Here is a 14,166-nt window from a genome sequence, read left to right on the forward strand (position 1 = left end):
GTTACTCCTTTGCCCACTTGGGTTCTTTGGCGGACTTCCAGACGGATTCCAGGCTCTCGGAGTAGTTCTCGAAGAGGTCGCCTGCGGAGAGCCGTCGGAGGTGCAGGGCTGGTGCGTGTGCGGCTTGGAAGCCGTAGAGGTGGGTGTTGACCACCATCTCGTCGTCGAAGCGGTAGATGGAGTTGTAAAGCGTTGTGCCGTGGCAGCGGATCTCGATGTTGGGTTCATCGCGGAGCGGGCGGAAGAACGCGAGTGCGTTACGGACCTTGGCGGCGAGCGTGGTCTTACCGATGCCCTCGTCTTCGCTGCGGCGGGTGACTTCGCGGCTGACGGGGTCGCCGAAGAGCAGTCGGATACGGGTTCCGCCTTGTGCCTTCTCGCGGAACTGGTGAATGAGCTTCGGATACTCGGTGAGGAACATGCCTGCGTAGACGAGGATCTCGATGTCCTCATGTGCGTTGTCGATCAGCCGCGACCAGAGCTCGCGCGGGACGGCGTGTCGGTGGGGGTAGACCTTGATGACCTCCGACACCGCGACCTCGGCCTTGCGCTCGGTGGGAAGCGCGTCGGGCCAGAGGTAGTTCTCTGATTCGCGGACCATGGCGGCGATGGTGTGGCGATGTTTCGGGTACGGGATGCGGTTCTTGGTGATCCACCGCTCCACGGTCTTCGGGTCCACTTTGGCCGCACGGGCGACGTGATCGAGGTTCAGGCCTTGGCGGAGCAAGGCGTCACGGAGTCGTTCGTTGGGCATGACCACCCTCTTGGGGACACGTAGGGACGTCTTCGACGGTAGCAGGGACGTCCCGAGAAGTCCCACGGTGTGGTGTGTACGTCCCGCTGGAACGCCGATGGTGGTGGTCAGAGTCGCCGTACTAGCTCGGCGACGTGACGCCTGGAGGCTGGTTATGCCTGTGCCCAACGGTTATCGGTTCGCGGTGCCCTTCGACGACGTGTTCCCGGACGGGGCGTTCGTCTTGGGGGTGGAACAGGGGATGGATTTCGACAACGGCCAGCGGCGTCCGGCCAAGGACAAGGTGACGGGTCGTCTGGTGTGGAATGTGCAGGTCACCGACCCGGCTGCGAACGGGCGGAACACCGGTGTGGTGGTCAAGATCGCCGCTGACGTGCAGCCGGTTCCGCCGGAGGCATTGCCGGGGACGCCGTTTCGTCCGGTGTTCTTCGAGGGGCTGACGGCGACGGCGTATGAGCAGAACGGGCGGGTCGCGTTCAGCCTGCGGGCGGCGTCGATGCGCGCTCCCGGCGCTGGTACCGGCGTGGGTAGGGCCTCGTCGGGGAAGTCGTCCGCGTCGTCGACGCAGGAAGCGGCGTGAGGGCGTGGCACCGATGCGGGACATGGTGACCGTCCACATCACCCACGATCTCCCGATCCGGGTCATGGCCTTGCCGTATGCGGCGCGGGTGGAGATCCGGTTCGGGAAGGCGTTCCCGGTGGCCCTGGTCGTCGACCGCGACGCACTACACCGGCTGGGCGGGGCAGTGGCCGAGGGAATCGACGCGCTTGCGTCGGCCGATGAGCACACGCGGGGGCCACGATGAACGCGCAGCGGCCGATTCCTCGACTGGTGGCCATCCCGGAACCGGCCTCGACGGCGGTGTTCTTCGCGAACCTGCCCGGCCACGGCCCCATCTTCCTGATGGACCTGGGTTCGGTGCATGTAGAGGTTCCCGTGCTCACCGATCCCGCCGGCCGCGTCATCGTCGCGGATCTGCTGCGGGCGGTGGCGTTCTCGGCTTCGCGGGCGGTGGAGTGGCTGGAACAGACGGCGGGACTGGCAGCCGGACCACTGATCCACACGGACCAACGGCCGCCCTCGGGCGGGTTGACCTCGGGATACCGGGAGGTCCGAGGCCAGTGGAACGAGGACGGGTCGCCGCCGAATCCGGGTGTGCTGCCGCAGGGCCGTCATGCCTGGCCGGAGGAGTCAGATCATCCGCCCTCACCGCAGGATTCGAACGAACGGGCCGAGCGGGGGTGGTGGTCATGAGACGGCTATTCGCCTGGTGGCGGCGCAACATCGGCCGGTTCTGTGCTCGTTCGGGATGCCGCGCGTGGGTGCAGGCTCCGCGCTGGCTATGTGAAGACTGCCGCGCCACAACGCCACGCATGGGGGTGTCGCCGGGGGCGTTTCGCAACTGTCACTCGGGTGACTGAGAAGACCACCCGCTGAACACCAACGCGGGTGTGGAAAGGAAAGGCGCAGAGGCGGTTATAGGCCTGGAAACCGGCCGCCTCTGCGCTGTCCACTTCAACCATTTCTAACCGGAGTGAACAACGATGAGCTTAGAGCAACCACAGAACGTGTCAAGTCCTCACGGACAGTCAGTTCCGCGCAGGTGTCCTGCCTGCCACAAGTTCGGCAAGTTCGCCCCCGGCCACGCGCGCTGTCTGCGGTGTCTTGGGTGGCTGCCGTTGGACTTCGGCCCGGCCGTGAACACCCTGGGGCGGGGTGGTCGGGATGCCTGAGCGCTCCAGGTGGATCGATCCCGCCCCGTTGGAGGTCTCCCGGCCTCGGTTGCCGTGGTGGACCCATTCGCCCCGGTGGGCGCTGGTCCTGGCGGTGCCGTTCCTCGCTGTCGGCCTGGTGGTGTGGTTATCGGTGGTGGTGCTGCGCAAGGCCTCCCGGTATCCGGTCGTCGCGTTCGTGGTCCTGGTGCTCGTCGTGATCGGCCCGCTCTGGGGTTGGACCGTCGCCCTGATCCTTGGTGCGGTCTTGGCTCTGGTGCTGGTCGGCTGGTGGTGGCGGTTTCGGCCGTCGTTCCTGCGCCTGGTGCTCGGCGAGGTGCGGTCGGAGTGGCGGCGGCTCGTGGTCTACGCGCCGGTGTGGCATCGGACGATGCTGTTCTGCCATCTCGACCGGAAGGTTGACCGCAAGACCCACGTTCCGGTGTTCGTGCGGGTCCGTGCCGACGGGTGGCGAGACCGGGTCACGGTCGCGTTGTTGCATGGTCAAGCACCCGGTGAGTTCGAGGCACGAGCTGAGGCGTTGGCGCACTCCTTCGGCGCTCGGTCCTGCCGAGTCCGGGTACTCAGTCCTCGGCGGATCGTCCTGGATCTGCTGCACGGTGACCCGCTGACACGGCCGGTGCTGCCTCCTCCGCTGCCCGACACTGCCGACGACGTCACCGGCTTCACTGCGAAAGACCTGGAGCGGGTCCCGGTCGGGGTGACGGAGGCGGGTCGGCCGTGGCTGCTTCGACTCCTCGGCTCCCACATCCTCGCCGTCGGAGCGACCGGCGCTGGCAAGGCCTCGGTGGTCTGGTCGCTGCTCTGGTCCCTCGCCCCGCTCCTGCGCTCGGGGCTGGTCCGGGTCTACGGGATCGACCCCAAAGGTGGAATGGAACTCGGCAAGGCACCCGGCCTGTTCCACCGGCTGGTGTTCGACAACGGACTTGAGGCTGTCGAGCTGTTGGAAGAGGTTGCGGCCGAGGTGAAGCAGCGGGCCGCAGCGTTCCGGGGGCAGCGGCGAGGGTGGTCGGTCGACTGCGGTCAACCGTTCCTCCTGCTCATCGTGGACGAGTTGGCCGATGTCGTGGCCTACCCGACCGACCGCAAGCTCAAGGAACGCGCGAACTCGGCCTTACAGACCATCACCAGCCAAGGGCGCGCACCCGGCGTCTGCGTCATCGGCGAACTCCAAGACCCCCGCAAGGAAGTCCTGTCCTTCCGGCACCTATTCCCGACCCGCGTAGCGCTGCGGGTGGATGAACCGGGCCAGGTGGACATGGTCCTGGGCGACGGCGTCCGGGAACGCGGTGCGGCGGCACACGAGATTTCAGAGACGACTCCGGGCGTGGCGTGGGTGAAGTACACCGACCGACGCGAACCCCTCCGAGTCCGAGCGTTCCACGTCACCGATACCGACCTAGACCGACTCGTCGACTACGTCACCGAACCCGCCTCGGCCGAACAGTCGGCGATCGTGCACGCCTTCCCGACCCTGCCGGAGATTCCGGGTCCGGACTCGGCCGTGCGGGGTGAGGCCGCGTGAGTGCCGATCTGACGACCGTTCCCGGTGACGTGCAGGGCTTCACCCGTGCCGAGCGGATGCGCCAACCCCTGGCGGGGAAGGTCTTGGAGGCGACTGCGGATCACCACGGGGTGTGTATCCGGCCGTTCATGATGGAGACCGTCGACTACGACACCGGGGAGATGCGCTACGTCGGCGTCCCCTGCGGCTCCACCGTGGAAACCCAGTGCGGGCCGTGCGCTCGGAAGGCACGTGCCCTGCGGCAGACCCAGTGCCGCGAAGGATGGCACCTCGACGACGAACCCGACTTCACCCCCGAACCCCCCACCGACCAACAGAAACTCCTCGTCGCCTACCGCGCGGACCTGGTCGCCGAATACCGAAAGGCCCTCGCCGAGGGTGCCGAGACCGACGCCGAAGAACTCCGCGAAGCCATCCACACCGCCGACGCCGACCTCCGCAACCTCGGCGTGCGGGGGAAGCTGCCCAACCCGGACGCCCCGGCCACTGCGGTGCGTAAGCGGTCCACTCGGCGGCGGCAGGACGCGCCGAACCTCCCTCGACGGCGAGTGGAGAAACGCACCCTCGGCCGCGAGTACGCCGGAAAGTTCCGGCCCTCGATGTTCCTCACGTTGACCCTGGACACCTACGGGCGGGTCCGACGCGATGGAACACCCGTCGACTTCGCCACCTACGACTACCGACGCGCCGCACGCGACGTCGTCCACTTCGCCGCACTGGTCGACCGCTGGTGGCAGAACCTCCGCCGCTGCGTCGGCTGGGACGTCCAATACTTCGCGACGGTAGAACCGCAGAAACGCGGTGCTCCGCATCTGCACGCCGCACTCCGGGGCTCTATCCCCCACTCGGTGATCAAAGACGTGACGGCGGCGACGTATCACCAGGTGTGGTGGCCGAACCATGATCGGCTGCTCTACGAGACAGATCGGCTGCCGGTCTGGGATCACGAACGACGCAGCTTCGTCGACCCTGGCACCCGACAGGCCCTACCGACCTGGGACGAGGCTGTCGCCAACCTGGATGCACCCGCGCATGTCTCGACGTTCGGCGAGCAGGTCCACTCCAAGGGCATCCTCGGCGGCACCCCCGAAGCCGGACGCCACATCGGCTACCTCACCAAATACCTCACCAAATCCGTCTCCGAGGTCGTCGAACAAGACACCACCCGGCAACGGGAACACGCCGACCGACTCCACACCGAGCTGGCCGTCACCCCCTGCTCACCCCGGTGCCCGATCTGGCTGCGCTATGGCGTTCAGCCTCTCGGGGCTCGGTCTCAGACGGCCTCGGCGCACTGCAAGGGCAAAGCACACCGACGCACCACCCTCGGCCTCCCCGGCCGCCGAGTGCTCGTGTCACGGAAGTGGTCGGGCAAGTCGCTGGCCGACCACCGGGCCGACCGCAAGCGCTTCGTCGCCGAAACCCTCGCAGCCGCCGGAATCGAGAAACCACCACAGAACACCTCCCGACTCGGCTGGCAGAAAGTCCGACCCGGCGACCCCGGCGTACCACCACGCGCACACGTCCTGCTGCACGCCATCTCCGAACGCCTCACCTGGAAAGCCGAATACGACCGGGCCTTACTCGCCGCACAACCACCACCAGGCGGCGACACAGAACTTTCGGCAACTCCGCTCGCAGCCTGATGACCTGGGGGAACAACGACATGACCGCGACCCGACTCGAACCACTTTGGACCGTCGACGACGTCTCCACCTACCTCGGCATCCCGGTGCACACGCTCTACGGCTGGCGAGCCAAGAACTACGGCCCACCCGCCCGCCGCATCGGCAAGTACCTCCGATACCGACCCGACGACGTCCGCCAGTGGGTGGATGCCCTCGACACCGAGGCGGCCTGATGCCGCGACCACCGCTCCCGCTGGGCACCCACGGCAAGATCAAGACTTATCACGTCGGCCCGAAGAGATACCGGGCTCGCTGCCGCTACCGCGACGTCAACGGACGAACCTACGAAGTCGAACGGTACGACTCGACACGAGCAAAGGCCGAGACACGACTCAAAGAGGCCGTCCGCGACTGGGTCCCGCCGCTGGCTTCCGCCGAGATCACCGGAAATACTCGGCTTGCGGTGGTCGGCGCGGCCTGGCTGGCCGAGCTGGAAGCGGACGCCGAACGTGGGCATCTGTCCTGGGGAACGGTGGACACCTATCGAAGTCGGCTCAATGGAACGGTCGTTCCTGCACTGGGCGAACTGCGGATGCGGGAGTCCTCGCCCCAGGTGCTGGACGCTCTGTGCCGTCGTATCCGTGATCAGTCCAGCGCCAGTTCGGCCAGAACCGTGCGGGCCGTGCTCGCTGGCATCTGCGCCTACGCCGTACGTGTAGGCGCGTTGGAGACCAACCCCGTGCGTGACATCGGCAAACTGGAGTCACGGAAAGCCCGGCACAAGCCCTCGGTCTCTCGTGCCCTGACCGCTGAGCAGGTGGTCGATCTCCTCGGCAAGCTGGACGCGGACTCGGCGGCGGTGGATGCGGATCTTCCCGACCTCATCCGCTTCTTCCTCGCGACCGGGGAGCGCACCGGGGAGGCCCTGGGGGCGTACTGGTCCGACTTCGACGAGAAAGCAAAGCTGATCACCATGACCGGCAACGTCATCCGGGCCACGGGACGGGGCAAGATCCGCAACGACGGCAAGACCGAGAACTCCGGCCGTCCGATCCCATTACCCGACTGGTGCGTGCGGATGCTCGTCGAGCGGCGGGCCACTGCTCGCACGCTGGAAGGGCCGATCTTCCCGAGCACGACCGGCACCGTTCGCGAGGCATCCAACGTCCGAAATCGGGCGTGGAAGCCGTTCACCGTGCGATCCGGCTACGACTGGGTCACCTTCCGCACCTTCCGTAAGACCGTGGCGACCCTGCTCGACGACGCAGGCTTGACCGCTCGACAGATCGCGGACATCCTCGGGCACGCACGCCCCTCGATGACCCAGGACGTCTACATGGGCCGCCGGTCGGTGTCCCGCCTCGGGGCCGATGCCCTCGGCGGGCTCGACGGGACAGCCCGCGAAAAGGCGGGGTAAACGCGGGGTTTGATCTCCAATGCAAAAACCCCAGGCCTTTGACCTGGGGTTTGGTGCGGCATCAGGGACTTGAACCCCGAACCCGCTGATTAAGAGTCAGCTGCTCTGCCAATTGAGCTAATGCCGCATGTTCACTTCTCTCGCTCCGCCGGAGGCCCTCCGTGCGGTGCGGCAGAACAGTAACACAGGCATCGTCGGACCCTGAAATCCGGCCCCCCTCTCCATCGGACCGGTGCCGGGAAGGGCGGGCGACGGCCGGCGCGGCGGTCGGGCGGGAGCCGCCGCGGCCTGCGGTGACTGGGAAGTGGATCGAGACTGACGGGCTCCCCCATTAGGCTGATCGAAGAACCTCGGCGTCGATTGACCCGGGGATGCAACCAGGTGCGGTGTTGCGGCGTCTATCTGGGCAAAGAGGTTTCGGGAGTCACCGGTCAGGCCCGGGGCAGGCGTGACGCATGCCTCCGTTCAGGCTAGGTATCGAGCCGCTCGATAGCGGCATGGGGGAAACAGTGAGTAGATCGCTTCGTGTCGGTGACCACGGCGGGCCGCGCGCGGTGCGCCGGACCGCGTCGGCTGTCGCCACCGGGCTTGTGGCGCTGTTGGTCGCGGCCTGCAGCTCGGCGGGCGGGGCCGGCGCGAGCGCGGGGGGCGGGGGCGGCCCCGAGACGTCGAGCGCGCCGCCCGCGCCGCCGGTGACGCTTGCGTTACCCGCCGACGCGGCCACGGACGTCGCACCGGGGGACCCGATCGAGGTCACCGCCGAGGACGGCGTGCTCACCGAGGTCGTGATGATCAATCCCGACGGCGAGGAGGTCGCGGGGGAACTGGCCGAGGACGGCTCGAGCTGGTCGCTGGCCGAGCCGCTCGGGTACGGCCGTACCTACACGCTCACCGCCACGGGGGAGAACGCGGACGGCGAGCCGGTCACCGAGACCTCGGAGTTCACCACCGCCACGCCGGTCCAACAGGCCTACGTCGGCTTCTCACCGCTGCCGGGCGCGACCGTCGGGGTCGGGCAGCCGTTGGCCTTCTACTTCGACGGCACGCCGATCCAGGACAAGGCCGCGGTGGAGGAGGCCATCTCCATCACCACGGAACCCGCGGTCGAAGGCTCCTTCTACTGGTTCGAGGACACTCGAGCGCACTGGCGCCCCGAGGAGTACTGGGAGCCGGGCACGGTGATCACGATCGACGCCGACATCTACGGCAAGCACTTCGGCGACGGCGTCTACGGCAAGGAGAGCAGGCAGTCGACCCTGACCGTGGGCGACTCCTTCATCGCGCGTGCCGACGGCGCCGCCCATCAGCTGACCGTGGAGATCAACGGCGAGGTGGTCCGCACGATGCCGACCTCGCTGGGCAAGGCCGACTTCCAGTCCTGGAACGGCGTGCACGTGGTCACGGAGAAGCACGCGCAGTACACGATGGACTCCTCGACCTACGGCCTCGACGTCGCCTCGGGCGGCTATGTCACCGACGTCCAGTGGGCGACGCGGATCGCCAACAACGGCGAGTTCGTGCACGCGGCGCCGTGGAACGGGCTGCTAGGCCAGGCCAACGACAGCCACGGCTGCATCAACCTCTCCCTGGAGGATGCCAAGTGGTTCTACGACAACGTCAAGAGCGGTGACGTGGTGATCATCGAGAACGCGGGCGGCCGAGAGCTGCCCGGTGACGGTGGACGCGGTGGCTACAACGACTGGCAGATCTCCTGGGACGAGTGGAGCACCGGCGGCCGACGCTGACCCGGACGGCTCCTCGTCGCACCGATTCCCTCGTCGCACCGATTCGATGACGCCGTTCCCGGGGGCGACCGGCCCGCCCACATGGTCAGGACGACGCCGGGCCGGCGTCCTGCGGCGGGAGCACGTCGGGACGTCGGCGATCGACCGAGCCGACGCGCAGTCGGCATCGCACTCGTAGCCTGCCGGTCCCGAACGGGAGCGACCGGATCGCGGCGCCTCCCGATCCGCCGCGCCGCTGTGCGTGACCGGACGGCGCGGCATGCCGCGGTGGAGCGTGGCCGTCTTCATCAGGCCTGCCGCGCCACACGGCGCGAGTCGCCGAGTCGGCCGGTCCGAAGTGGTGCCGAGGCGGCTCGGTGCGGCCGGCCTGAAGCGGCGATCGAGGGACGTGCCTCTCCACGCCTCCGAGTCGGATCTCGATGAACGACGCCGACGCCTACTCCGGTCATGGTCGAGGGCGGTGCCTGCGAACCCGCCACCACGGCGGACACGAGAAAGGGCCCGGATCTCCAGGCCACGGCACTGCCGTGGGAGATCCGGGCCCTTTCCGATGGGGTGAGTGACGGGACTTGAACCCGCGGCCTCCGGGACCACAACCCGGCGCTCTACCAGCTGAGCTACACCCACCACGACTCGACGGTGTCGAAGCCGCCGTGACGTGACATAGCTTAGCGCGTCCCTGTGCGGCGCTCGAAACGGGTTCCCCTTTCAGCGGGTCGCCCCGTCGCGAAGCCTCCGATCAGGCCGTACCGTTCGTCCGTTCCTGCGCCAGCGCGGTGCCGCCCACCTCGGTGGTCTCACCGAGCAGCCTCTTCGCCACGGCCTGGACCTGCTCCGTCGTCGGCCCCGGCTGGGCGACGAACGCCGTCTGCCGGTAGTACCGCAGCTCGCGGATCGACTCCTTGATGTCGGCGAGCGCGCGATGCGCCAGTCCCTTCTCCGGCTGCGCGTAGTAGATGCGCGGGTACCAGCGCCTGCACAACTCCTTGACGGAGGAGACGTCCACCATCCGGTAGTGCAGATGGGCGTCGAGCTCCGGCATGTCGCGGGCGATGAAGCCGCGGTCGGTGGCGATCGAGTTCCCTGCCAGCGGCGCGGTGCGGGCGTCCGGGACGTACTCGCGGATGAACTCCAGCACCCGGCGTTCCGCCTCGGCCGTCGTCACCGAGGAGCGCCGGACCTCCTCGGTGAGCCCGGAGCGGGAGTGCATCTCACGGACCACCTCCGGCATCCCGTCCAGTGCGGACTCCTCCGTCCTGATCACGATGTCCACGCCCTCGCCGAGCACGTTGAGATCGGCGTCGGTGACGAGCGCGGCGATCTCTATCAGTGCGTCGGACTTCAGATCGAGGCCGGTCATCTCGCAGTCGATCCATACCAACCGGTCATTCACGAGGAGGAGTTTAGGTGCTCGACCTGCCCCGTCCCGACGGGCGGCTGGTGTGTCGCGGTGCCGTCGCCGGTCGACTCCGCGCCGATCAGGAACGGTTGCAGCAGGTCGGGGACCGCCTCGTCGGCGATGCCCAGGGCCGCCTGCTCGCCGACGTCGATCACGGAGTAGGCGTTGCCGCCCGCCGCGGTGGTGGCGGTGAGGGTGACGAGGCCGGCCGAGCGTTGGAACACCGAACGACTGATGTTCCAGCCGATGATGCCCTCGCGTTCCAGCGCGACCGTGTTGCGGCTCAGCGAGCCGTGGCGGGTGACGAGGTACCGCGAGTCCAGCGAGTGCCCGAGACTGCGGTAGCGGTCGACACCGAGGAGCACTGCCGCAGGAATCAACGCCGACGCGACCCAGGCGGGCCAGGACGGCCAGGTGCCCAGCAGAGCGAGCGCCCACAGCCCGCCCGCGAGCAGCAGCGTGGGGACCACGGCGCGGACCAGCCGACGGGAGAGCGCGGCGGCCGGATGCCGGCTCAGGTCGGTCTGGGTGGGGGATCGCTCCTGGCGAGACACACCGGCGGCGACGCGATGCGCCTCGTCCACCGGCGCGGGCGGAAGCAGCTGGCTGCTGTCGGGCGAGACGGCGCTGATGCCGACGGCGACCGCGTTGACCTGACCGGCCCGCGCCCCCCGGAGCAGCAGCGGCTCCTGCAACTCCACGCCGCGTAGCCGCTTCTCCTCCAGGGAGACCGCGCGGGTGGTCAACAGGCCGCGCCGTACGCGAATGGTGCCGTCCGTCTCGCGCGTGAGCACGTAGTTCCAGTACCGGATGGCGTAGACGACCAGCGAGAGGATGGTGCTGACGAGCAGCAGCGCGAGGATGACGCCGCCGACGAGCACCCCGACGGGCAGCGCGTCGAGCCAGCTCAACCCGTCCTGGATCAGCCCGACCTCGTCCAGCGACAGCTCTTGGATCCACTGCATGCTCAGCCCGGCCAGCACACCGACGGCGGTGAGGCCCGCCAGGGTGAGCGGGGCGAAGCGCAGCCAGCGGGGATCGAGCCGGGACAGCACGGTACCGGTCTGCTCGACGTCGGTCCGTCCGGCGGCGTCCGCCTCGGGACCGTCCCCGGCCGCGACGCCCTCGGCGTCCGCGCCGGGCCGCGAGGCGGTGGCGGCGGTCGCGGCGGCGCGATGCAGCAGGACCTGCCGCAGCCGTTCGGCCTCGGCCCGCGACACCGAGTCGAGGGTCATCTCATCGCTCAGCCCCGCGCCCTTCCGGCCGCCGGTACCGATCTTCACCGTGGTGAGGCCGAAGACGCGGTGCATCAGCCTCGCGGTGAGGTCGACGGTGCGGATGCGTTCGCGCGGGACGGCACGTCGGGTACGGAACAGCCAGCCGGTGCGCAGCACCACCTGGTCCTCGGTGATGCGATATCGCGTGGTCAGCCAGCGCATCAGGCCGTTGACCAACAACAGGCCCGCGACGACCGCGGCGAGGCGGAACTGCCACTGATCGGCCCCCTGTACCACGAGCGCCAGGATCAGCACGGGGAGCAGACCCAAGGCCTCGTTGAGGGGCTTGACGGCGATCATCCGCGCGTCGAGCCGCTGATCGGACTGCTCTGCCGCGATCAGCTCAGCCTCGGGCGGCGGTGGCGCGGACCCGCCGGGATGCCCGGTGAATCCGCCCCCTGCCGGTTGTGGGCCCGCGGGGTACGCCGGGGCTGCGGGATACGGCGGCCCTGCGGAGTACCGCGGTGCGGCGGGATACCACGGGCCGGTCGGGTACGGCCGGGCGGGCGGGGGCGCCTGTTCCCACGGGTCGGCCGTGGAACCCGCCGTCGGGGACGCGGGCGAGCCGTCGGCGGACGGCCCGACTGATCGGATGCCGTAGGCCGGGGTCGCCTGATCGTCGCGCACCGCATCGGGGTTCACCGCGGCGGCCGGGTCCGGAGACGGACCGGAGAGATCGGACCGCTCGCCGTCCCCCGGAGTCGGGCCCGGTCGAGCGTGCCGGACGCCGTTCTCCCCCGATTCGGGCCTACGGCTCGTTCCCGCGGCATGGCTCTCGGCATCACCGCTGGTCACGTGGCGTCTCCCGGATTGGCCTCCGTGGTCGCGGTCAGCTCTTCGACGATGCGGATGCCCGTGTCCCGGTCCAGCCCCGTGATCTGGAGCGGCCCGGCCGCCGAGGCGGTGGTCACGGTGACGGTCGACAGGCCGAGCAGCTGTTGGAGCGGGCCGCGTTCGGTGTCGACGGTCTGGATCCGCGACGCCGGGGCGACCCGCCACTCCTGATTCAGCCACCCGCTCTGCGTGTAGACGGCGTGCTCGCTGAGTTCCCAACGATGCACCCGGTACCGCCAGGTCGGCATGACGGCGACGTGCAGCACGGCGATCCCGCCCGCGATCGCCGCGGCCGTGCCGAGCGGGATCGGCGGGTCGGGCCACAGCCAACGGCCTGCCAGCAGCGGCGCGATCACGATGACCCAGCCGAAGGCGCAGCGCAGCGTCCACCAGACGATCGCCTTGCCGCTGACACGGTGCTCGGGCGGGCGCAGCCGCGGGCCGTGCGGCGACCCGGCGCCGGTCTCTGTCGAAGTCACGGCCTCAGCCTGCCTCATCGCCGTGTGCCTCACTCCTGGTCGGTGGAACGGGGCTCCGACGCGCTGCCGTCCACGAACAGCAGACCGGTCGCGTCGAGATGCCCGAGGTCGCCGGTGAACGCCCGGCCCGCCGGGCCGAAGGACTGCGCGACGGTGTCCTGTTCCCGTTGCAGCTCCCAGCCCGCGCCCTCGACGAAGATCCGGCCGGTCTCGCCGGGTGGCAGCAGCGTGCCCTGGTCGTCGCGGATCGTCACCCGGATGTCGCGCGGCGGCCGTCCGACGGTGCCCGGGGCGCGACGCAGGTCGGCCGGGGTCGCGATGCTGACCCAGGACAGCTCCGTCGTGCCGTAGAGGTTGTGCAGCACCGGGCCGAACTCGTCGTGGAAGCGGGCCGCGATCTCGCCGGGCAGCTGAGCGCCGGTGGACACCACGGCCCGCAGGGCGGGCAGCCCCTCCGGCGGCGGCCCCGCCTCCACGAGGCCGCGCAGCATCGTGGGCCTGGTGAACATCGACGTGCAGCGATAGCGGCGCAGAGCCGACAGCATCGAGGCCGAGTCGGGTTCGCGCAGCAGGATCAGCGTCGCGCCGAGGACGACCGTCAGATGCAGCGCCGACATCCCCCAGGTGTGGGAGAGCGGCGCCGCCATCAGCGTCCGTTCGCCCGCCTCCAGTGGGATGCGGCCGAACACGGTCGCGGCGGGTGTGATGCGCGAGGGCGTCCGGCTGGGGACGGCGGTGGCCAGCCCGTGGCTGGTGGAGGTGAGGACGACGACGTCCTCCGGATTCTGGCGGCGGGCTCGCGGCGTGGACTCCGAGTCGATGATCAACTGCTCGATGGTGATCGATGAGACCGGCGTCTCCGACCAGGCGGTGATCGTCGTCAGTGCCCGGTCGACGGCACGCAGCCTCGGGCGGAACTCGTGGTCGATGACGACGGTGTCCACCTGATGGTCTTCGAGGAACCGCGCGACCTGGGCGGGGGACAGGGCGTCGGTGAGCAGGAGGATCCTGGCGCCGAGTTTGCTGCCTGCCACCAGCGTCTCGACGAGCGCGCGGTGATTGCCGCACAGCACGCCCAGCCAGGAGCCCTCTTGGACGCCCTGGCCTGCCAGCCCGTTGGCCAGCCGGGCGGTGCGCTCGTTGAGCTCGGCGTAGCTGACCGCGCCGTGCTCGTCGATCACCGCGGGTCGATCCGGATGGCGGACCGCGCCCGTCGCGTATCCGAGGGGAAGGCTGGTGTTCCACCGCCACATGGCGGCGAGCATCCGGATCAGTCGGTCGGGACGCATCGGGCGGAGCACGCCGTTGTCGATCAGCGTCCGGATACCGCGCAGCCCGGTTCGGGCGCTGTTCAGCGCCGACCGGCTCATCGCG

Annotated in this window: 13 protein-coding genes and 2 tRNA genes; 8 read left to right on the forward strand and 7 right to left on the reverse strand. The window is 69.1% G+C overall.

Features of this window, described 5'->3' with window-relative positions:
- Position 1: 1 nt before the first annotated feature.
- Positions 2-754 carry a DUF5919 domain-containing protein gene (locus tag AHOG_RS06415; RefSeq protein WP_093944211.1) on the reverse strand — a complete coding sequence of 251 codons (753 nt, stop codon included), beginning with the start codon at positions 752-754 and terminating at the stop codon, positions 2-4.
- Between the two features lie 184 nt (positions 755-938).
- On the opposite strand from AHOG_RS06415, the gene AHOG_RS06420 reads away from it, so the two are divergent.
- The 7 genes from AHOG_RS06420 to AHOG_RS06450 all read left to right on the forward strand — a co-directional run bounded on the left by AHOG_RS06420 (position 939) and on the right by AHOG_RS06450 (position 7,058).
- A complete protein-coding gene (locus tag AHOG_RS06420; protein WP_211290537.1) occupies positions 939-1,334 on the forward strand; it encodes a hypothetical protein in 396 nt (131 codons plus the stop codon).
- A gap of 13 nt (positions 1,335-1,347) precedes the next feature.
- A complete protein-coding gene (locus AHOG_RS06425) occupies positions 1,348-1,560 on the forward strand; it encodes a hypothetical protein (RefSeq protein ID WP_093940535.1) in 213 nt (70 codons plus the stop codon).
- On the forward strand, positions 1,557-2,009 hold the full coding sequence (locus AHOG_RS06430; RefSeq protein WP_093940536.1) for a hypothetical protein: 453 nt from the start codon (positions 1,557-1,559) through the stop codon (positions 2,007-2,009). Before AHOG_RS06425 ends, AHOG_RS06430 begins: the two co-directional genes overlap by 4 nt.
- A gap of 471 nt (positions 2,010-2,480) precedes the next feature.
- On the forward strand, positions 2,481-4,013 hold the full coding sequence (locus tag AHOG_RS06435; protein WP_093940537.1) for an FtsK/SpoIIIE domain-containing protein: 1,533 nt from the start codon (positions 2,481-2,483) through the stop codon (positions 4,011-4,013).
- A gap of 56 nt (positions 4,014-4,069) precedes the next feature.
- Positions 4,070-5,659 (forward strand): replication initiator, encoded by a 1,590-nt coding sequence (locus AHOG_RS06440; protein ID WP_093944212.1) that lies wholly within the window; start codon positions 4,070-4,072, stop codon positions 5,657-5,659.
- Between the two features lie 20 nt (positions 5,660-5,679).
- Positions 5,680-5,874, forward strand: coding sequence for a helix-turn-helix transcriptional regulator (locus AHOG_RS06445; RefSeq protein ID WP_093944213.1), 195 nt, complete (start codon positions 5,680-5,682; stop codon positions 5,872-5,874).
- A complete protein-coding gene (locus AHOG_RS06450; RefSeq protein ID WP_093940538.1) occupies positions 5,874-7,058 on the forward strand; it encodes a tyrosine-type recombinase/integrase in 1,185 nt (394 codons plus the stop codon). The genes AHOG_RS06445 and AHOG_RS06450 overlap by 1 nt, the downstream gene beginning before the upstream one ends.
- A 51-nt stretch (positions 7,059-7,109) precedes the next feature.
- Here the strand turns inward: AHOG_RS06450 and AHOG_RS06455 are convergent.
- Positions 7,110-7,185, reverse strand: a tRNA-Lys gene (locus AHOG_RS06455).
- Positions 7,186-7,750: 565 nt separating this feature from the next.
- Here AHOG_RS06455 and AHOG_RS06460 point away from each other — a divergent pair.
- Positions 7,751-8,803 (forward strand): L,D-transpeptidase, encoded by a 1,053-nt coding sequence (locus AHOG_RS06460; RefSeq protein ID WP_245856592.1) that lies wholly within the window; start codon positions 7,751-7,753, stop codon positions 8,801-8,803.
- 551 nt (positions 8,804-9,354) lie between these two features.
- Here the strand turns inward: AHOG_RS06460 and AHOG_RS06470 are convergent.
- The 5 genes from AHOG_RS06470 to AHOG_RS06490 all read right to left on the reverse strand — a co-directional run bounded on the left by AHOG_RS06470 (position 9,355) and on the right by AHOG_RS06490 (position 14,162).
- A tRNA-His gene (locus AHOG_RS06470) sits at positions 9,355-9,430 on the reverse strand.
- 112 nt (positions 9,431-9,542) lie between these two features.
- Positions 9,543-10,196, reverse strand: a complete 654-nt coding sequence (orn, locus tag AHOG_RS06475) for an oligoribonuclease (RefSeq protein ID WP_093940541.1) — start codon at positions 10,194-10,196, stop codon at positions 9,543-9,545.
- Positions 10,193-12,274, reverse strand: a complete 2,082-nt coding sequence (locus AHOG_RS06480; protein WP_245856593.1) for a PH domain-containing protein — start codon at positions 12,272-12,274, stop codon at positions 10,193-10,195. The genes orn and AHOG_RS06480 overlap by 4 nt, the downstream gene beginning before the upstream one ends.
- The gene (locus AHOG_RS06485) at positions 12,271-12,792 is read right to left on the reverse strand and encodes a PH domain-containing protein (protein ID WP_376700034.1); all 522 of its coding nucleotides are present in this window, start codon (positions 12,790-12,792) and stop codon (positions 12,271-12,273) included. The genes AHOG_RS06480 and AHOG_RS06485 overlap by 4 nt, the downstream gene beginning before the upstream one ends.
- A 29-nt stretch (positions 12,793-12,821) precedes the next feature.
- A complete protein-coding gene (locus tag AHOG_RS06490) occupies positions 12,822-14,162 on the reverse strand; it encodes an AMP-binding protein (protein WP_093940542.1) in 1,341 nt (446 codons plus the stop codon).
- Positions 14,163-14,166: the final 4 nt, after the last annotated feature.

The organism is Actinoalloteichus hoggarensis, assembly GCF_002234535.1.
Classification (GTDB): domain Bacteria; phylum Actinomycetota; class Actinomycetes; order Mycobacteriales; family Pseudonocardiaceae; genus Actinoalloteichus_A; species Actinoalloteichus_A hoggarensis.